The following is a 19988-nucleotide window of genomic DNA, read 5'->3' as shown; positions in this document are numbered from 1 at the left end:
CCCCACCGGAAAGGGCCGTGGGCGCTGGACCATGCGCTGGAAAGCCGCCCTCAACGCCTTCGACCTCGCCTTCGACGGACGCCTGTCCACCGGACGAAACTAACAACAAGATCCAGTTACACCGTTAAATTGACAGCCCCGCGGCTAGGGAAGTTGCTACCTGGTGAAGGTGATGGTGCGCTGGGATTGTTGGGTGGGGGCGCCCGGGTAGGTGATGGTGACGGTGATGGTTGCGGGGCCGGTGCGGCGTTTGGCGGTGGGCCAGAGGAATACGTAGCGGTGGGTGAGGGGGTCGTAGAGGGGGAAGGCGGTGGGGAGGGGTTGGGCGCCGGTGGCGGAGAGGGTGACGCGGCCGCTGAGCAACAGGGCCAGGGCGGCCAGGTGGGGGATGGGGGTGCCGGAGGCGTCGGTGAGGCGGAAGGTGATGGGAACCACTGTGCCGGCAGGGATTTGGGCGCCGGCGGTGGGGGTGAGCAACTGGACGGCGAGCCAGATGACCTGGGTGAACGAGGCGGTGCTGGTGAGGTAGGACGGGTCGCCGGAGTAGGTGGCGGTGACGGGGTGGGAGCCGAGCGAGAGGGTGGGGGCTTGGGCGCTGGTGGCGGTGCCGTTGGTGACCGGGACGGGGGCGCCGAGGGGTTGGCCGTCCACTGTGAACTGGACGGTGCCGCCGGTGGGGGCCGGGGAGACCGTTGCGGTGAAGCGGAGTTCGGCGCGGAAGGTGGACGGGTTGGCGGTGGGGGTCAGCGTTGTGGTGGTGGCCCCGGGCGATACCTGAATGGCGGTGGGGAGTTCGGCCGCGCCGAAGGGGTTGGTGGCGCGGACGGTGAAGGGGAACTGGCCGGCGGTGGTTGGGGTGCCGGAGATGGTGCCGTCCGGGGCCAGGGTGAGGCCGGGTGGGAGGGTGCCGGAAACCGTCGTCACCGTCGCGCCGGGGCTGGTGGTGAAGGCGAAGGAGTAGGGGGTACCGGCGGTGCCGGCGGGTGGGGTGCCGGAGATGGTCGCCGGGACGCCGGGGTTCAGGCCGACCAGGACCGGGTCGTGGTCGGCGGTGCGGAAGCGGTCCGGGGCGTACAGCGAGACAATCTGGGCTGGGGACTTGAAGTCGGTGAGGTAGTCCAGGACCGAGGGCTCGTCGGCGTTGTGGTGGGCGTCGCCGGCGCCGGTGATCTGGGGGGTCATCGACTCGGAGGCGAGCACGTAGTCCAGGTAGCCCCACTGGCCGTCGAACACGTAGGAATAGGCGTCCAGGCCGTGGAAGTGGCGGATCAGGTTGGTGTAGCCGGCGGACTCCAGGGCGGCGATCGGGTCCTCGCCGGAGTAGGAGTTGAGGTCGCCGACGATCAGCACATCCGGGTCGGCGGCACCGGGGACCACGGTGCTGGAGATCCAGCTGGCCAGTTCGTTGGCCTGGACGGTGCGCCGGGGGTTCCAGCAGCTCTGGCCGTCGCCCTGGTCGGCATCCGGACCCGAGGCGGGGCAGGATCCCTTGGACTTGAAGTGGTTGGCGATCACGGTGAACTTGGCGCCGGACGGGGTGGCGAAGGTCTGGGCCACCGGGCGGCGCTCGTAGATCGGGTGCTGGTTGACGAAGGTGGCGCCGGGGACCGGGGTGACCGAGGCGGTGCGGTAGAGCAGGCCGGCCTTGATCGCGTCGGTGCCGGCCACGTCGACCACGCCGGTCGCGGCGTCGGCGTCGATGAAGGCCCAGGTACCGGGGCCGTCGGCGGCGTTGAGCGCGTCCACAAAGGCCTGCACGGCGCTGGCCGGGCCGTAGCCGTCGTTCTCCATCTCCATGTAGCCGACGACATCCGCGTCGAGGAAGCGCAGGGACGCGACCTCCTTGGCGAGTTGGCGTTGGTACTCCGTGGCATCCGAGGCGCCGCGGCAGTCGGCCGGGCCGCCGATGGTGCCGAACCGGCAGCCGGTGAACGTGTTGAAGAAGTTCAGCAGGTTGGCGCTGGCCACCTTGATGCCGCCGGTGCCGGTGTCCGGCGGCGCGGACGGCCGGGCGTTCACCGGGTCGAATACCGCGGTGCCGCCCACCGAGCCGACCGGACGCAACCGGTAGGCGTTGCCGCTGGCCGCGTTGCCGGCCCAGGTGTAGGTCAGCACGCCGACCGGGTCGGTCACGGTGTCCCCGCCGCGCAACGTGTTGCTGGCCGACAACGGCGCGCCGCCGCGGCCGAACACGATCGGGTCGGGGTTCTGTCCCTGGCTGGCGTCGTCCACGATCAACCGGTTGAGGTTGTTGGCGTTCTGCAACGCCTGCACCGCCGCCTGGTCGGTGGCCCGGATGTCCGCGGTGGGCTGACGCAGCCGGCCGCCGGAGGACACCACGACCTGACCGAACCGACCCAGCTGGAAGTGCTCGGTGACGGTCAGCGTCTGGTGGAACCGAACCAGCATTCCTTCGTACGGCTCGAGATCCGTGGCGCTGGCTCGCGGCAGGGTGACGTCGGCCGGGGTGGCCGAGCCCGCGCCGCACCCGGCGATCCCCGGCGCGGACGCGGTGATCTGGGTCTGGCCCTGGAACTCCGACACGGTTCCGGTGACCTCGACCAGGTCACCGTTGGACACCAGGTTGGCGCCGTTGTCGAAGACGAACACACCGTCCGATGTGGACGGATTGCCGTCGCCGCCGTCCTGCAGGTAGAAACCGCGCAGCGCCGGCTGGGCGCCCTCGTAGTCGGCGACCACCGTGCCGCGCACGGTCACCACCTGACCGGCCACCGGGCTGACGTCGGTGCTGCCCTGCACGGCGCCGATCGCGGTGACCGGCGCGGTGCAGGCCGGCGCCGCGCCCACGGTCACCGTCCGGCCGACCGTCTTGCGTTGCGCCAGCGGCAGTTCCTTGGCGATCACGCCGTCGCCGTACCAGACCGCGTCGCCGGAGTCGCCGAGCACCTGCACGGCGGTGTCGCCCGCGATCGGGATCGGCACGGAAACCAACGCCTCGGGCTTGCTGGCGCCGCCGAACGAGTCCAGCGATCCGGCCCGCTGCACCGGCGCATTCGCCGGGTTGCCGTCCCAGGTGTAGAAGCGGAACTCGCCGGCCGCGCCGGTGCCGGCGTCCGCCGGCCCGGCGATCACCAGGTACTGCCCGGCGGCGTTGCGCCGGATCTCCCGCACGCCACGGCCGCCGAGATCCCAGCGCAGCGCGGCGCCGAACGTCGCGGCGACGCCGGTGGTCGGGTTGGCCGCGACCAGCGCGCCGATGTTGGTCACCGGCACCACGATCGCACGCCCGTCGGCGGTGATCGGGCCGCGGAAGCCGAGCAGCAGCGTGCCGCCGTCCGGGGTCAGCTCGGCGGCCTCGATGTTGAATCCGGCCGGGCCGCCGCCGTCGCCCTCCGGCGCGCGGGTGGCCGCCGCGGCCAGGCCGAGCGCGTCGCCGTTCGCCTGGTCCCAGGCGATCAGGTCGTCGCGCAGGTGCTGGTAGCTGCCGCCAAGCGCAAGGGTGGCGCCGGTACCGGTGCCGGAAACCGTGGTGGCGAACAGTTCCTGGCGGTTGAGCCGGGTGTTTCCGGACGAGTTCTGCCCGTGTGAGCCGACCCAGTAGATGGTGTCGCCGGTGCGCGCCGCGGCCTCGATGTCGATCTCGCGCGTCACGTTGCCGTCGCGCAGCGCGAGCCCGGCGGCCCGGACGTCGAACGAGCTTGCCGGATAACGGGAATGATCGCGGTCGTAGACGCGCAGCACGTTGGTCTCGTCGTCGGCGACGACCATGGCGCCGCCGCCGAGGTCGATCGCGGTGCTGGCATCGCTTGCGCCGTAGTGGTTGCGGGTGCCGGCCGGCTGCGCCGCGGACACCGAGACGCCGAACGGGGTGCTGGCGGTCGCGTCGCCGTCGGAGACGGTGACGGTCAGCGTGGCGTGCCCGACGCCGACCGGGGTGACGGTGAGCGTGCGGGTCGGACCGGCGCCGGTGACCCCGCCGGTGGCAACGGCGGGATCGCTGCTGGCCACGGTGACGGTGAGGTCTGTGGTCTCCGCGTCGGCCACGTCGACCGTGCGCATGGCCGGCGGGTTGTCCGGGTCGCCCACGGTCAACGCCAGCTCCGGTACCGGGTCGGGGCCGATGGTGGGCGGGGTGTTCGGCGTGTCGGACACGGTGACGGTCGCGGTGCGGCTGTCCGCCGTCCCGCCGGGACCGCTCACCCGCACCCAGTACGAGGTGGTCGCGGTGAGCGCCGGGGTGGTGAACTCCGGGCCGGTGCCGGACTCCGGGTTGGCGGTGTCCCCGGCGGTGCCGCGGTACCACTGGTAGCTGAGCGGTCCGGTGCCGGACGCGGCCACCGACAGCGTGGCCGAACCGCCGGTGCTCACCGTCGCGTCCTGCGGCTGCGCGGTGATCGCCGGCGCCGCGACGGCGGGGACCGGGGCGAACGCGACGCCGCGGAACGCCGTGTTGGCCGCCGCGGTGCTCAGAACCGTTGCCGTGGCGGCGATCGGGGCGTTGTATGCGGCCGTGTCGTCCACCTTCACCAGGGCGTTGGTGATCGTGGACGTCGTGGCGAACAGGGTCACGCCGGCCGGGGTGACCGAGCCGGCCAACCCGCGGATGCCGCTGCCCGCCGGGCGGAACGACCCGCGCGCGGTCCAGGTGGCACCGTCGAAGGAGAACTTGAGCACGCCGCCGTTCGGGCTGCCCGACTCGTCGGCGACGTACAGCGTGTCCACTCCGGACACTCCGGGGTCGCGGTCCAGCGCGACGAACCCGTACGCGCCGGGCGCCGGAGCGGTCAGCGCCGGGGTCTGGCCGCCGGTGGTGGGCAGGCCGGTGCCGACCGCGTACACGCCGGCCGTGCCGCTGCCGGTGCCGACGTAGAGCTGGCCGCCGGCGATGCCGACGGTGCGGATGTTGGTCGGCGCGGCGCTGTTGAGCTGCGTGGTCGCGCCGCCGCCGAGCGGGGCCAGCCGGACGCCGCCGGTGGCACCGACCACCCAGAACCGGCCGCCGTCGTCGGTCACCGCGCCGCGCACGTTGTTGGTGCTGAACGCGTCGGTGATCGCGGTCGAACTGTCCACGACGCCCGCGCCGTCCACCCGGGCCACCACCCGGTTGACCGCGGCGGTGGTCGTGCCCACCACGCCCGCGGTGCCGGGGTCGGCGTCGTAGCCGGCCAGGGTCAGGTAGCGCCCGTCCGCGGACTGCGCCAGCGCGCCCTCCGAGGTGGCCGAGCCGCTCATCGTCACCCGGCGGTTCGCGCCCTGGGCCGTCGTGGGCAACGCCACCGACTGCACCAGCACGCCGGCCGGGGTGTACTCGTCGAGGAACACCGGCGTGGCCACGCCGGACAGCGTCGCGTCCCCGGTGCCCACCCGGGCCACGACGATATTGCCCGCGCCGAAACCGGCGGCGAGCACCGGCGGGGCCGGCAGCACCCCGAGCATCCCGACGACCAGGCCGGTGACGGTGGCACCGACGAGCGAGCGGCGTAGGCGGGGGCGGCGCACGGCGACTCCTGGGACTGCGGCGGGCACAACTTGAGGCACGCTAGATGGCCTGACGCGATCACGGTAGGCCCGTTCGGGCAACGTTCCGCCATTGCTCATCTCCTGCCACCCAACCGTGACCGGATGGGTCCCGGGGTCCGATGCCGGTAGGTTCGCGATCGGAAGGTTTGGGAAACCTGGCGGCGTCGCGCGCGTCGCAGGGATGAGTTGGGGGAATCGACCTGTGGAGGACCACGTGACCGACGCCGACAGCTGGCTGCGGCGGGCAGAAGAGGACAACCGGAACGCGCTCGACCGGGCCGCCGAGCTGCGGGAGGCGGTGAACACCACCCGGGGAACCGCCCGTAGCGCCGATGGCCTGGTCACCGCGGTGGTCGCGCCCGGCGGAGCGCTGGTGTCGCTCGACCTGGACGAGCGCGCCGTCGCGCAGAGCGCCCGGATGCTGCAGACCGCCATCGTGGACACCATCCACCGGGCCAGCGCGGACGCCGCGGCCCAACTCGAGGCCGCGATCCGGCCGGTCGTCGGCGACCGGCTCGACGAGGCCATGCAGGCCGTCCGGTCCGAAGTGCCGGAGGTGACCGGGCTGCCGCGCGGCCCGGCAGTTCCGGACGACGACGAGGATCTGAGCCAGACCGGCGTGTACCGCAAGGGCGGAAACCGATGACCGGGTTCACCGCCAACTCGCAGGCGCTGCTGGCCAAGGCCGGCTACGACGAGGACCGGGCCGGCGTGCTCGACGGCCTGCGGCAGCAGGTCGGAAGGGCGCGCGCCACCGAGGACTGCTTCGGTCTGATCGGCATGCAGGCCGGGTTCTTCACCGGCTACGACGACATGGTCGGCAAGGTCGACGAGAACGTCGGCAAGGCCGCCGAGTACCTGCGCAGTGCCGCTGACCGGCTGACCGCGAGCGCCGAGGACTACGCGGCCGTCGACCAGGGTTGGGCCCGGATCTACAGCGAGGTGCCGCAGGCCCTGCCGGGCTCGACGTTCGGCTCGGTGAGCCCGGGCCAGGCGGCGGCACCCGAGATCGACGCGGTGGACACCGCGCAGGACGCCGCCGAGGCGGTCGGCGACTTCCAGGACGCCTCCTCGCTGCCGGAGATCTTCGTCGCCGGGGTCGGCGTCAGGCGTGAGGTGGACGACCTGCTCGCACATCCCATGCAGGGGTTCTGGGACAACGGGTTGGGCTTCCTCGTCGAATGGTGCATGTACCCGTTCCGGCCGCTGTTCGAACAGGTGACCGGCGACCCCGACCAGATGCGCGCCACCGGCGACGGCTGGCAGCGGATGGGTGAGTTCGTCAAGCAGCTCGCCGACTCCGACGCCCGGGAGCAGGAGGCGCTGCTCGGCTACTGGGAGGGCGAGGCGGCCCAGGCGCAGGACGCGCAGAAGAAGGAGTTCCAGGAAGGTCTCCGCGCGCTCGGCGACTGCTGCGCGCAGCTCAAGGAGCACCTGTACCAGGTCGCCGACTTCTTCGAGGGTCTGTGGGACATCCTCGTCGACATCGTGCGGGAGTTCGTCGAGGGCCTGATCGTCACCTGGCTCGCGGCCCTCGCGGTGAGCGCGCTGTCCTTCGGTTCCTCGGTCGCCGCCGCCTGGGCGACCTCGGCCGCCCGGCTGAGCGTCACGCTGTCCCGCATCCTGATGCAGATCAGCAGGGCGTTGCAGTGGCTGGTCCGGGCGTTGAACTACCTGCGCAGGCTGCACGAGGCGGTCACCAGGCTGGTCGACGGCCTCGGCCCGCTCACCAAGATGGCGCTGCGGGTCACCGGGGGCACCCGGATGCTGAGCTACCTTCGCCCGGACAAGCTGTTCGTCCGTGCGGCCACCGGATTGACCGGGACCACCCCGGGCATGACCGCCTTCGACAGCGGCACCGAGTTGGCCACCGACGTGGCAGTGCAGGAAGCTGGCGAGGAAGCGGCCGGGGAGAACCGGCGCGAGCAGGCCAACCAGGACGCGATGGACGTGGGATTCCGGTGACACCGAACGAGGGCGCGATGGTGGCCGAGCTGGCCGGCCGGCACTGGTTGCGGGGCGACCAGATCCAGACCATGGCCGCCGCGGCGCATCTCGATGTGGACCGGTACAAGGTGGCCGGGCTGGACGAGAACGGCCACCCGCGTCCGGAGTCGATGGGCGAACGGGCGGCCGACGCCGTCGGTTGGATGATCGTCGAGGACGGCCCGGCGGGGTACGTGGCCGTGCGCGGTGGGCACCCCCGGTGCGCCGCCGTCGGTCTGTACCAGGCGGCCCGGTTCGACCACGCCTGGGTGGTGATCACCTCGCACCGGGTTGCGGTCCTGCGGCTGCGCGACCTGCAGAACACCGAGGAGGGCGCGGTCGAGGAGATCCTCGAGCAGGCAAGGCAGGAACGCTCCCTCGGCGGAGCGCTGCGCGGGCTCGGCAAGATCGTGAAGACGTCGGCGACCGAGTTCGTCAAGAGTGCCCGGCGCCCGCCGCTGACCGAACGGCCGCAGGACGCCGTGCTGGACTGTCCGTTCGACGTGCCCCGCCAGGTCCTGCACTCGATCGTGCGGTGGAAACAACCCATGGTTCCGGAGTTCAACGGCGGACCGCGCTTCGTCCAGGTGCAGTTCACCGACGACTCCTGGGCGCGGCTGAAAACCGATCAGGCCGGCCTGACCGCGCTCACCGGCGCCCAGCAGTGACCGCGACCATGAGTTTGCGGTTCCGGACGGCCGAACCGGATGACGCGGACGCGGTCGCCGGGCTGCATGCCGACAGTTGGCGGCGGCACTACCGCGGCGCGTACACGGATGCCTTCCTCGACGAGGAGGCACCCGGGTATCTGGCTCGGACGTGGGCGCAGCGTCTGGCGGCGCCGTCGCCGCGGACCTACACCGTCCTCGCCGAGCAGGGCGGCCAGCTCGTCGGGCTGGCCCACACGATGCTCGACCAGGACCCCCGCTGGGGCGCCCTGATCGACAACCTCCATGTGCGGTATCTGCTGAAGCGACAGGGAATCGGGACCCGGCTGCTGGCCATGACCGCACGAGCCGTCGAGCACCGGTCGTCGTCCGGCCTGTACTTGTGGGTTCTGGCGCAGAACTCCGCGGCGCAGGCGTTCTACTCGGCGCGGGGCGGGATCCGCGTGGAGCGCGATGCCGTTCCGGCTCCCGGCGGCGACCCGCACCGGCTCAACGGGAAGCCCGAATGCCTGCGGTACGCGTGGCCCGATGCGTCCACCCTGTCCGGCCGCGCCGAGTAGTCGCATGGGCTGGGCTCAGCGATGCAGGGTGGGCCGGTAGATAAGTTCCTGGGTGTGGCCGTCGAGCGTGCGGCTCTCGATCAGTTCGAGGTCGAAGTCGGCCGCACCGTGGAAGATCGGGTCCGCTCCGGTCCGGCCGGTGATCACCGGGAAGATCGTCACCTGAACCCGATCGACCAGACCGGCGGCCATCAGCGCCCGGTTCATCGACAGGCTGCCGTGCGAGCGCAACGGCACCGCGGACTCCTCCTTGAGCCGGGCGACGACGTCGACGGCGTCGCCGCGCACGAGGGTCGCGTCCGGCCAGTCCAGGGGCCCGTCCAGGGTCGTCGACACCACCGTTGCCGGCAGGTTCCGCATCCGGGTGACCCATGGGTCACGGACCTCGGACTCCTCGGTGCTCGAGGCCAGCAGCTGCGCGAACGCCCGATACGTGTTGGCCCCGAAGACCATCCGCTGCTCCTGGCTGTGCAAGGCGAGGCGGTGCCCGAGCAACTCCGGGCCTTGCTTTCCCCAGTAGCCGCCCCAGTCGCCGCTGCTGCCGCCGAAGCCGTCGAGACTGGTAAAGACGTCGAAGGTGTAAGTCGCGGTCATGATGCTCTCCTCGAGTGCGGCTGATCGGTACGCAGCCGGCCGTTGCCGGTCTCCCACCCTGGCTACGAACGGGCCCGACGCAATTCGACACCACCGCGATAATCGGCACGGGGTGGCTGCGATCCCCACAGTCGTCGATCTTCCGGCCGGAGGCCGGCGCCGCAGGCGCCGGCCTCAGGCCGGGAGCGGCTATCGGATCGTGAGCACGTGTTCGCCGGGTGGGACCAGTTCGCCGATGACGGGGTGGCCGGGGAGTTCGCCGGCCACCAGCAGGCCACCGGAGGTCTGGGCGTCGGCGAGGAGGAGGGCTTCGTCCGAGGAGACCGCCGAGAGGTCGGCCTGTGGGGCGACCCAGTCGAGGTTGCGGCGGGTGCCGCCGCTGACGTAGCCGTCGCGCAGGGCGGCGCGGGCGGGTTCGAGGTAGGGGACGGCAGCGGCGTCGATCACCGCGCTGACGCCGCTGGCGCGGGCGAGTTTGTAGAGGTGGCCGAGGAGGCCGAAGCCGGTGACGTCGGTGGCGCACTCGAGACCGGCGGCCAGGGCGGCGGCCGAGGACGAGGCGTTGAGCCGGGTCATGGTGGCGACCGCTTCCGGAAAGACTTCGCCGGTGGCCTTGTGCCGGGTGTTGAGGACGCCGATGCCGAGCGGCTTGGTCAGGGTGAGGGGTTGGCCGGGGCGGCCGGCGTCGTTGCGCAGCAAGCGATCCGGGTCGGCGGTGCCGGTCACCGCGAGGCCGTACTTGGGTTCCGGGTCGTCGATGCTGTGGCCGCCGGCCAGGTGACAGGCCGCCTCCGCAGCCACCGTGAGGCCGCCGCGGAGGACCTCGGCGGCCAGTTCGGGCGGCAGCACGTCGCGGGGCCAGCCGAGGAGGTTGACGGCGACGACCGGGGTACCGCCCATGGCGTAGACGTCGGACAGCGCGTTGGCGGCGGCGATGCGGCCCCAGTCATAGGGATCGTCGACGACCGGGGTGAAGAAGTCGGTGGTCAGCACCAGGGCCAGGCCGCCGGCCACCCGGACCACGGCGGCGTCGTCGCCGTGGTCCAGGCCGACCAGGAGCTCACCGGTACCGACCGGGGTGACGGCCAGACCGCGGACCATGGTCTCCAACTCGCCGGGCGGGATCTTGCAGGCGCAGCCGCCGCCGTGGGCGTACTGGGTCAACCGGACGGTCGCGGTCATCGACGCTCTCCTCGCATTCGTCTGCGGTCGTCGGGAAGGCGCAGGGTCACGCCGTTGCGGTCGAGTAACTCGAGCAGCGGAACGGCGACCCGGCGGGTGGTGTCCAGGGCCACCCGGGCCTCGCTGACGGTGAACGGCTGGGGCAGCCCGGCGAGCACGGTGGCCGCGTCGCGCAGGCTGCCCGGGAGCAGCACCACCCCTTCGGCGATGCGGACCAGGGCACCGGCCCGGACGGCGGCGCCCAGCTCGCGGGAGCCGAGACCGAGCCGGGCGAGGCGTTCGCCGGACGGCGCGGCGAACGGGTTGTCGGCCAGCTCCGCGCGGATCTTCTCCACGGCGCGCACGATCGGCTCGGGGAGCGCGGCCTGCTGATCGGCCCGCACCACCCGACCGGCGCGCTCGGTCAGCGGCGGCGCCACCAGGGCGTGCACCAGGGCGCGGTCGGGCAACCGGAGCGCCTGACGGACCACGTCGACCGGCGGGCCCGGCTCGAGCGGGTGCTCCTCGCGCCACGCGGCCACGAACCGGGGCAGCTCGGCGCGCAGCGAGATCAACAGGGCATCCTCGATCAGCCAGTCGCCGGCAACCGGGCGGACCGTCACCGCGACACCCATCCGTTCCAGGTCGGCCCGGCGCGCGATGCCGCGACGGCGCAGCTCCGAGCGCTCGTCCGGGCGACCGTCCAGCCCGGCGAGCACCCGCGCGCGGGCGACGGCGGCCCGGCGCCGGATCAGCCGGGGCGGCGCGACGTCCAGGACCACGGCGCCGCCGCTGATGTGGTGCGCCCCGGGGTTGCGCAGCAGACCACGGTCGCCGATGCGCAGCGGCAACGGGTGGGCCAGGGTGAGCCGGGCGGTGTCCACGCCGATCGGGCGCACCAGCGCGGACACCGCGGCCGAGCCGATGTGCAGCATCACCTCGCGCGGCAGCGCGGCCACCGGATCGCCGTGCACCCGCACATCGATCACGTCGCTGTGCCGGAACCGGTGCGGGGTCAGCAAAGCATCGCCGCGACGCAGCTCGTGCCGTTCCACCGCACGCAGGTTCACCGCGACCCGGGCCACCCCGGACACCCCGGACACCGCCTCCCCGAGCGACTGCAGCGCGCGGATCCGGGTGGTGCGCCCGAGCGTCGGGATCTCCAGCTCGTCGCCGACCCGCAGCCGCCCGGCGGCCAGCGTGCCGGTCACCACCGTGCCGCTCCCCCGGATCGTGAACGACCGGTCGATCCACAACCGGACCGGCGCGGTCGGATCCGGCGGGCGCAGCCGGCCGAGCATCCGGTCGATCGCCGCGCGCAGCTCGTCCATGCCCGCCCCGGTGACCGCGCTGACCGCCACGGACTCCACGGTGCCCACCGAGGTTCGCCCGATCTCGGCCAGCGCCTGACTGCGCGCCGGCTCCGGGTCGGCCAGGTCGCTGCGCGCGATCACGCACAGCCCGTGCCGGACGTCCAGGGCGTGCAGCGCGGCCAGATGCTCGGCGGACTGCGGCATCCAGCCCTCGTCGGCGGCCACCACGAACATCGCCGCCGGCACCGGACCGATCCCGGCGAGCATGTTCGGCACGAACCGCTCGTGCCCCGGCACGTCCACGAACGCCACCGTGACCCCGGGCCGCAGCTCGGTCCAGGCGAAGCCGAGGTCGATGGTCAGCCCGCGGCGGCGCTCCTCCGCCCACCGGTCCGGCTCCATCCCGGTGAGCGCCCGAACCAGCGTCGACTTGCCGTGGTCGACATGACCGGCGGTGGCGACGACGTACACGTCACTCCCCCTGCCCGGCCGCCGCGGCCACCGCGTCCCGCAGCGCCTCGTCCCGATCACGCGGCACGCAGCGCAGGTCGAGCAGCAGCCGCCCGCGCTCGACCCGGCCGACCACCGGGGGTTCCCCGGTGCGCAGCGGGCCGGCCAGCGCCGGATCCACGGCCACCGCCCAGGACGGCAGCTCCACCCCGGGCGCTCCCCCGCCGCCGACCACCGACGCCGACTCGACCAGCTCGGCGTCGATGCCCCGTTCGCGCAATCGGGCGGCCAGCGCCCGGGCCCGCCCGCGCAGCTCCGCCGGTTCGCCGTGTAATGCCTGCCAGGTAGGGGTTTCCGGCCCGCGCAGGGTGGCCTCGAGGGCGGCAAGGGTGAGCTTGTCCACCCGCAGGGCACGGGCGATCGGATGCCGGCGCAGCCGCTCGACCAGGTCCGCGCGGCCGAGCAGCAGACCGGCCTGCGGGCCGCCGAGCAGCTTGTCCCCGCTGGCCGTGACCAGCGCGGCGCCGTCGCCGAGCGCCGTGGCCGCATCCGGCTCGTCCGGCAGAAGTGGTTGCGGCGCGAGCAGGCCGGAGCCGATGTCGACCACGACCGGCGGCCCGAGCCCGGTCAGCTCGGCGGTCCCGGCAGCCGAGGTGAAGCCGCGCACCACGAAGTTGGACGGGTGGATCTTGAGCAGGAACGCGGTGTCCGGGCCGATCGCCGCGGCGTAGTCGGCGGCCGCCGTGCGGTTGGTGGTGCCGACCTCGCGCAGCCGCGCCCCGGTGGCGGCCAGCAGCTCGGGCAGCCGGAACCCGTCGCCGATCTCGATCAGCTCACCGCGGCTGACCACGATCTCCCGGCCGGCGGCCAGCGCCGTGGCGACCAGCAACAGCGCGGCCGCGCCATTGTTGACCACGTGCACCGCCTCGGCCGCGGGCACGGCGGCGGCCAGCGCGGCGAGCGTGCCCCGGCCGCGCCGGGCCCGGTTTCCGGTGTCCAGGTCGAACTCGACGTCGGTGTGCCCGGCCACGGCCGCCACCGCGGCGACCGCGGCGTCGGACAGCGCGGCCCGGCCGAGGTTGGTGTGCAGCACGACGCCGGTGGCGTTGAGTACCGGACGCAGCGAGGTCGCCCGCCTCGGCAGCGCGCCGGCCGCCGCGTCGGCGACCTGCTCGGGCGCGATCTCCCCGCGCCGGGCCCGATCCTGCGCCGCCGCGACCACGGCCTTCACCGTGGCCCGGCCGAGCGTGGGCACGGCGGCGGCCAGCCGGGGATCGGCGAGCACCGCGTCGGTGCGCGGAACGTCCCGCCGCCGGTCCTTCGGCTGTTCGGTCGGCACGCCGCGCTCTCCATCGACTCGCAGGTGGCGGAGGCGGACGGGAATCGAACCCGCCTGGTCCGGGTACCGGACCACACCGGTTTTGAAGACCGGGAGGAGCACCAGCTCCTGAACGCCTCCAGGGTCTAACCCTGTCGATTGGAAACGATCTGTCAACTGCCAACCGGTGTGAGTCCCAACTGGCGGCCGGCCAGACCCCGGCCGCGCCCGGCCAACTGGTCGGCGACGGCCACCAGCACCTTGGCCGCGGGCGCGTCCGGCTCGGCGCTGACCAGCGGCTCTCCCGCGTCACCCTGCTCGCACAGCCTGGTGTCCAGCGGCACCTGACCGAGCAGCGGCACCGGCGCGCCCACCTTGCGGGACAACGCCTCGGCCACCAGCGCGCCGCCGCCCGAGCCGAACAGGTCGATCCGGTGGCCGCAATGCGGACAGGGCAGCCAGGACATGTTCTCCACCACGCCGGCGATCCGCTGGTGGGTCTGCAACGCGATGCCGCCGGCCCGCTCGGCCACCTCGGCCGCGGCCTGCTGCGGTGTGGTCACCACCACCAGCTCTGCGGTCGGCAGCAGCTGCGCCACCGAGATCGCGATGTCCCCGGTGCCCGGCGGCAGATCCATGAGCAGCACGTCGAGATCGCCCCAGTACACATCGGCCAGGAACTGGCGCAGCGCGCGGTGCAGCATCGGGCCGCGCCAGACGATGGGCTGGTTGCCGGCGGTGAACATCCCGACCGAGATGACCCGGATGCCCCCGACGGTCGGCGGCATGATCATCTGCTGGACCTGGGTCGGCCGGGCGGTCACGCCGAGCATCCGGGGCACCGAATGCCCGTACATGTCGGCGTCCACGACGCCGACGGTGCGGCCGGCCGCCGCGAACGCCGCGGCCAGGTTCACCGTCACCGAGGACTTGCCCACCCCGCCCTTGCCACTGGCCACCGCATAGACCCGGGTCAGCGAACCGGGCCGGCCGAACGGGATCTCCCGTTCGGCCCGGTCGCCCATCAGCCGGCGTTGCAGTTCCTGGCGCTGCTCGTCGGTCATCACGCCGAACTCGACCAGCACCTCGGCCACACCGGGAACCTTGGCCACCGCGGCGGTCACGTCCCGCCGGATCGTGTCGTGCAGCGGGCAGCCCGCCACGGTCAGCAGCACCGTGACCCGGACCGCCCCGCCCGGCCCGATGTCGATGCCGCCCACCATGTCCAGTTCGGTGATCGGCCGGTGGATCTCCGGGTCCCGCACCGTGGCCAGTGCCGCGGTCACCTCATCGACGGTCGGCATCGGCTACTGGATGCTGAAGATCACGGCGGCGCGCAACGCCAGCACGCCGACCAGAACCAGCCCGGCCACCGTGGCCGAGCGGGCTGCCGACACCGAATGCACCTGCACCGCAACACCTTCCGGGGTGACCGCCAGCCCACTGGAGACCAGGCCACCGATCCCGGGCAGCAGGCCGGCCAGCGCCACCAGCCAGAGCAGTGTCCACGGAAGACCGAACGCCTCGTCGAAGGTTCCGGCCGGGATCAGGGTGAGGGCGAACACCAGCAGCGCCACCAGTTCCAGGGCGGCATAGAGGCGCTCGGACAGGGTCAGCGGGCCGGCGCTGACCTCCGCGCCGGACCGGTAGCGCAGCAGGAACAACAGCAGCGCGGCCGATCCGGACAGACCCGAGGCGAGGAACAGCGCGCCGAGTGCCCAGGTGTCGCTCCACACGGCCTGGTTCGACACGGACAGCAGCACCCCGGTGTAGCCGGCGACGAACAGGCCGAGGATCAGGCCGAGCACCAGGAAAACCTTGCCCAGCCCGCTGTCCAGCACCCGCACCACCAGCCCGAAGCGGATCTTCCCGTCCCGGACCAGAGCGTCCACGACGGACACCGTGGCGAACGCGCCGTAGACCAGCAGGGCCCACACACCGACCGACATCGGCGACCAGGGATAGAAGTTCAACCCCTCGTCACCGGGCGTGGTGTTCCACATCATGTGCCAGAACCGAAGCGGCGAGCCGAGATCGAGGATCAGCATCACCGGGCAGGGCAGCAGGGCGAGGAACGCGGTGTAGAAGCCGATCCGGGCGGCCGGCTCGTCGGCGGGCTCGCCGCGCAGCCGGAACAGCGAGGCGATCACGTAGGACCCGCCGGACAGTCCGGCGAAGAAGAAGTAGAACAGGATGTACCAGGTCCAGTCGGGCGAGCCGGCGAAGTGCTGGGCCGGCTGGGCCAGCGCCGTCATTGCTCACCGTCCTTCTTCTCCGGCGGTCCCGGCTCCGGCTCGGCCGGCTTTTCCGGTGGCGGGGCGGAATCCGCGGCCGGCGCGGCAGGTGCCACCGGCGCGGCGGGTGCCGTGGGCTCCGCGGCCGGCGCGGCCCCGGCCGGCACGGCGACCGGCTCCCGGCGCCGGCGCAGCGCGAACAGCCCGCCGAGCACGCCGAGCACCGCGGCGCCGAGCACGCCGAGATACCCGCCGAGGTTGTTCCGGCTGGGCAGCACGGCGTTCTGCGCGTTGGGCAGCCGGTAGGCCTCCGGCTCGTCCATGAGCAGGAAGAACGCGTTGAGGCCGCCGTAGACCTTGTCGTCCTCGCCGTACAGCCGGGCCTCGGTGACCCCTTGGTCGTGCAGGTCGGACAGCCGCTGCTGGGCCGCCGCGCGCAGCTCGTCCACCGGCCCGAACTGGATCGAGTCGGTCGGGCACGACTTGGCGCAGGCCGGTTCCATGCCGCCCTGCAGCCGGTCGTAGCACAGCGTGCACTTCTGCGCGACGCCCTTGTGCTCGTCCTGCGCGATCACGTCGTACGGGCAGGCGGCGATGCAGTTGCGGCAGCCGTTGCACACGTCCGGCTGGATGTAGACGCTGTCGAACTCGGTCCGGATGAGCGCCCCGGTCGGGCAGACCTCCATGCAGCTGGCCTGCTTGCAGTGCTTGCAGACGTCGGACATCATCAGCCAGGCCTTGCCCGCCCCGGTGCCCATGGTCTGGTCCGCAACGTTGTCGATGAACTCGACGTGCCGCCAGTTCTGCGCGTCAAGCGTTCCGGTGTTGTCGTAGCCGTCGCCGAACACCGGATCGTTGCCGGACAGCTCGTTCCACTCCTTGCAGGCCACCTCACAGGCCTTGCACCCGATGCACACGCTCGTGTCGGTGAAGAACCCGTATGCCCGGCCGGGGGTGATTTCCATCGCTAGAACCCCATCAGGTTGGGTGTGATCTTCGTGTAGCCGTGCTCGGCCGCGTACAGATCGAGTGGCAGCGCCGCCAGCTCGTCGACCTCCGGTACCGCGCGGGGATCCCGGCCGAGGTCGACGTCGATCAGGTACCGCTGGCACAGCCCGCAGGCCTCGATGCGCAGGTGGGGGAACGTCGCGCCGTCCGCCTCCCGCCGGCCGACCTTCGGCCCGCCGCCCTGCTCGGCGAAGACGGTGCGTTGGGCGCCGGCCGTCTCCCCGCAGAAGGCACAGGCACTGCTGGAAAAGCTCCAGCTCTCCGCGCAGCGCGCGCACTGCAGCCGGCGGCTGCCGGTGGCCAGCGTGTCGCCGCTGTCGGTGCGGTAGCTCAGCTGGGGCGGACCGGCGCAGCGCGGGCAGCGCCGTTCACCGCGCGGGGCCGGGTCCGCGGCGCACGCCGTCGCGGCGTCCACCGCGGCCAGCGGCCCGCGCAGCGCGGCCCGGGCCAGGTAGCGTTCCACCGGCTCCAGCTCATCGCCTGCCAGCCATGCGGCCAGCAGTTCCGTTGTCCCGTCGAGGTTTCCGGCCGGCAACAGCTCGGCAAGCGGCGCCGGTCCGTGCCGCCGGGTCGCGGCCACCACCTCGGGCAGCACCGCCCCGGCCGCCCACCCGGCCAGTGCGTCCGGTGGGACGTCCCGCGCCGCCGCGTCGGCATCCGCCCAGACCTCAAGCAGGGCAAGGTAGAGCGTGAGCATCTCGGCGGCGAACGGGTGCCGGTCGCGCAGCGCGGCGGCCCGGCGGCCGGGTGCCGCCCAAGGACTCGCCTCGACCCGCGGCACGGTCATCACATCTTCTCGAGGTTGACCAGGAACGACTTGAACTCGGGGGTCCGGGAGCTGGCGTCGCCCACGAACGGGGTGAGCGCGTTGGCCAGCCAGTGCTGGCCGGTGTTGATGCCGACGAAGCCCCAATGGATGGGAATGCCGATCTGGTACACCTTCTTGCCGTCGATCTGCAGCGCGCCAAGCCGGTTGGTCACCACCGCGCGCACCTCGAGCTTGCCCCGCTTGGACGAGACCCGGACGTGGTCGCCGTTGGCGATTCCCTTCTCCCTGGCCAGTTCCGCGGGCACCTCGACGAACGCCTCTGGCTGGAGCTGGACCAGGTGGTCGACGTGCTGGGTGACGTAGTGCTCGTGCTCGGTGAGCCGGTAGGAGGTCGCCACGTACGGGAACTCCTCCACCGTGCCGAACCTGTTCTCCCGCCCCGCCTTCTGGTCGTACATGAACGCCGCGGGGGTCCCAGACACCTCCGGGTGCAAGGGGTTGCGGATCGGGGCCTCGACCGGCTCGTAGTGCTCGGGGAACGGCCCGTCGGCCACCCCGTTGCTGAAGATCCGGCCGGTGCCCTCGGCGGTCATGATGAACGGCAGCGGGGCGTCCGGACCGGGCGCGGCGGTGCCCGGGTAGTCCGGAACGTCGCCCACCCACCGGCCGGCGGCGGCGTCCCAGGCGATCCCGACCCGCTCCGGGTCCCACGGCCGGCCCTGCGGATCGGCGGACGCGCGGTTGTACAGCACCCGGCGGTTGAGCGGCCAGGACCACGCCCAGTTCGGGTAGTAACCCATGCCGGTCGGGTCGTTCTTGGCCGGGTCCTGGATGCCGTCGCGGCGCTTGGCCAGGTTGCCGCTCTCCGGGTAATGGCCGGTGTAGATCCAGTCCCCGGCGGTGGTGGTGCCGTCGTCGAGCAGCGCCGCGAACGTGTCCAGCCGCTTGCCGGTGGTGAGGCTGCGCCCGTTGATCTCCCGCGCGATCTCGTCCAGCTCGGGGCGCTTGGCATCCCGGTACGGCATGGACATGTTGAGCACCGGGTCGGGGAACTTGCCGCCCTGCTGGCGGTAGAGGTCCTGCACCCGGCTGAACAGCTCGGCGAGGATCCAGTGGTCGTGCCGGGCCTCGCCCTCGACCGGCAGCACCTGTTCCTTCCACTGCGCCCAGCGGCCGCTGTTGGTGAACGAGCCGTCCTTCTCGATCCAGTGCGTGGCCGGGAGCATGAACACCTCGGTCTGCACCTGGGCCGGGTCCATTCCGGGCGCTTTCCAGAAGTCGGAACTGGTGGTGTTGAACGGATCCATGACGCACAGCCACTTCAGGTTGCCCAGCGCCTTGAGCACCTGGTTGGAGTCCGGCCCGATGCTGGTGGCCGTCATCCCGGACAGCAGCAGGCCCTCCATGCGGTTGCGGAGCGCCTGGTCGTAGATGGAGATCCAGGACGAGTTCGCCGCGGGTTTGGGCAGGTAGTCGAAGGCGAACTCGTTGGCCGGCGTGGCGAAGTCGCCGTACCAGGCCTTGAGCAGGCTCACCATGAACTTGCGGTAGTTCTCGCCGAAGAAGTTCACCGAGTTCGGCCGCAGCTTCTTGGTCGCGCTGACGGCCAGGTAGTCGGCCAGGTTCTTCTGCCCGGGAGCCGGGATCCGCAGGTAACCGGGCAGGATCTCCCAGGAGATGGCGTGGTCGGTGTTGCCCTGGATGTTGGCGTGGCCGCGCTCGGCGTTCATGCCGCCGCCCGGGCGGCCCATGTTTCCCAGCAGCAGCTGGAGAATCGCGGCCGAGCGGATCAGCTGCACGCCGGTGGTGTGGTGGGTGAGGCCGACCGCGTAGACGATCGTCATCACCTTGTCCGGCCGGCCCATCTCGCCGACCATCTTGGCCACCTCGAGGAACTGGTCGCGCGGAATGCCGGTGATCCGCTCCACCATCTCCGGGGTGTAGCGCTTGTAGTGCTCGCGCAACAGGTTCAGCACCGAGCGCGGATGCGCGACGTCCACCTTGGCGACGCCGCCCTCGAGCTCGTAGGCCCAGGCCGCGGGGTTGTAGGCGCCGGTCTCGGCGTTGAAACCGTTGAACATCCCGTCGGTGAACGAGTAGTCCGCGCTCACCACCAACCCGGCGTTGGTGGCCCACTCCACGTATTCCTTGTGGTAAAGCTCGTTCTCCAGCACGTAGTTGATCAGCCCACCGAAGTAGGCCACGTCGGTGCCGGTACGGATTCGCAGGTGGGTGTCGGAGACCGCGGAGGTCCGGGTGAACCGCGGGTCGGCGTGGATCATCTTCGCGCCGCGGTCCAGCTTCGCCCGCATCAGCCAGCGGAAGCCCACCGGATGGGCCTCGGCCGGGTTGGCGCCATTGATCAGGATCAGGTCGGCATGCCGGATGTCACGCCAGTGGTTGGTCATGGCCCCTCGGCCAAACGTGGCGGCCAAACTGACCACCG

General features: G+C 72.2%; 14 protein-coding genes and 1 tRNA gene. 4 read left to right on the top strand and 11 right to left on the bottom strand.

What is annotated here, in order from left to right; all coding sequences use genetic code 11:
- Positions 1 to 156: 156 nt before the first annotated feature.
- Complete coding sequence (locus VFV67_RS00780) at positions 157 to 5460, bottom strand: ExeM/NucH family extracellular endonuclease (RefSeq protein WP_326466386.1); 5304 nt, start codon at positions 5458 to 5460, stop codon at positions 157 to 159.
- Between the two features lie 235 nt (positions 5461 to 5695).
- On the opposite strand from VFV67_RS00780, the gene VFV67_RS00775 reads away from it, so the two are divergent.
- The 4 genes from VFV67_RS00775 to VFV67_RS00760 are packed head-to-tail and all read left to right on the top strand — an operon-like array spanning position 5696 to position 8695.
- A complete protein-coding gene (locus VFV67_RS00775) occupies positions 5696 to 6127 on the top strand; it encodes a YbaB/EbfC family nucleoid-associated protein (protein WP_326466384.1) in 432 nt (143 codons plus the stop codon).
- Complete coding sequence (locus VFV67_RS00770) at positions 6124 to 7446, top strand: hypothetical protein (protein ID WP_326466382.1); 1323 nt, start codon at positions 6124 to 6126, stop codon at positions 7444 to 7446. Before VFV67_RS00775 ends, VFV67_RS00770 begins: the two co-directional genes overlap by 4 nt.
- Positions 7443 to 8135, top strand: a complete 693-nt coding sequence (locus VFV67_RS00765; RefSeq protein WP_326466380.1) for a hypothetical protein — start codon at positions 7443 to 7445, stop codon at positions 8133 to 8135. Before VFV67_RS00770 ends, VFV67_RS00765 begins: the two co-directional genes overlap by 4 nt.
- Before the next feature lie 8 nt (positions 8136 to 8143).
- On the top strand, positions 8144 to 8695 hold the full coding sequence (locus VFV67_RS00760) for a GNAT family N-acetyltransferase (RefSeq protein WP_326466379.1): 552 nt from the start codon (positions 8144 to 8146) through the stop codon (positions 8693 to 8695).
- A gap of 15 nt (positions 8696 to 8710) precedes the next feature.
- Here VFV67_RS00760 and VFV67_RS00755 read toward each other — a convergent pair whose 3' ends face one another.
- The 10 genes from VFV67_RS00755 to fdnG all read right to left on the bottom strand — a co-directional run bounded on the left by VFV67_RS00755 (position 8711) and on the right by fdnG (position 19986).
- Positions 8711 to 9289 (bottom strand): dihydrofolate reductase family protein, encoded by a 579-nt coding sequence (locus VFV67_RS00755; protein ID WP_326466377.1) that lies wholly within the window; start codon positions 9287 to 9289, stop codon positions 8711 to 8713.
- Positions 9290 to 9478: 189 nt separating this feature from the next.
- Positions 9479 to 10471: a selenide, water dikinase SelD gene (gene selD, locus VFV67_RS00750; RefSeq protein WP_326466376.1), complete on the bottom strand. Its 993-nt coding sequence runs from the start codon at positions 10469 to 10471 to the stop codon at positions 9479 to 9481.
- On the bottom strand, positions 10468 to 12234 hold the full coding sequence (selB, locus tag VFV67_RS00745) for a selenocysteine-specific translation elongation factor (protein WP_326466375.1): 1767 nt from the start codon (positions 12232 to 12234) through the stop codon (positions 10468 to 10470). Before selB ends, selD begins: the two co-directional genes overlap by 4 nt.
- Position 12235: 1 nt before the next feature.
- On the bottom strand, positions 12236 to 13552 hold the full coding sequence (selA, locus tag VFV67_RS00740) for an L-seryl-tRNA(Sec) selenium transferase (RefSeq protein WP_326466374.1): 1317 nt from the start codon (positions 13550 to 13552) through the stop codon (positions 12236 to 12238).
- A gap of 25 nt (positions 13553 to 13577) precedes the next feature.
- Positions 13578 to 13672: transfer RNA gene (locus VFV67_RS00735), tRNA-Sec, on the bottom strand.
- A 32-nt stretch (positions 13673 to 13704) separates the two neighbouring features.
- Positions 13705 to 14835 (bottom strand): Mrp/NBP35 family ATP-binding protein, encoded by a 1131-nt coding sequence (locus VFV67_RS00730; protein ID WP_326466373.1) that lies wholly within the window; start codon positions 14833 to 14835, stop codon positions 13705 to 13707.
- A gap of 3 nt (positions 14836 to 14838) precedes the next feature.
- A complete protein-coding gene (gene nrfD, locus VFV67_RS00725; protein WP_326466372.1) occupies positions 14839 to 15786 on the bottom strand; it encodes an NrfD/PsrC family molybdoenzyme membrane anchor subunit in 948 nt (315 codons plus the stop codon).
- On the bottom strand, positions 15783 to 16730 hold the full coding sequence (locus VFV67_RS00720; protein WP_326466371.1) for a 4Fe-4S dicluster domain-containing protein: 948 nt from the start codon (positions 16728 to 16730) through the stop codon (positions 15783 to 15785). The genes nrfD and VFV67_RS00720 overlap by 4 nt, the downstream gene beginning before the upstream one ends.
- A gap of 2 nt (positions 16731 to 16732) precedes the next feature.
- Positions 16733 to 17560: a formate dehydrogenase accessory protein FdhE gene (gene fdhE, locus VFV67_RS00715; RefSeq protein ID WP_326466370.1), complete on the bottom strand. Its 828-nt coding sequence runs from the start codon at positions 17558 to 17560 to the stop codon at positions 16733 to 16735.
- Positions 17560 to 19986 (bottom strand): formate dehydrogenase-N subunit alpha, encoded by a 2427-nt coding sequence (fdnG, locus tag VFV67_RS00710; protein ID WP_326466369.1) that lies wholly within the window; start codon positions 19984 to 19986, stop codon positions 17560 to 17562. Before fdnG ends, fdhE begins: the two co-directional genes overlap by 1 nt.
- Between the last annotated feature and the right edge of the window lie 2 nt (positions 19987 to 19988).

Origin of the sequence: Actinophytocola sp., from assembly GCF_035762905.1 — a bacterium.
Taxonomy (GTDB): domain Bacteria; phylum Actinomycetota; class Actinomycetes; order Mycobacteriales; family Pseudonocardiaceae; genus DASYTH01.
This window is presented reverse-complemented; position numbering and strand designations above follow the sequence as displayed.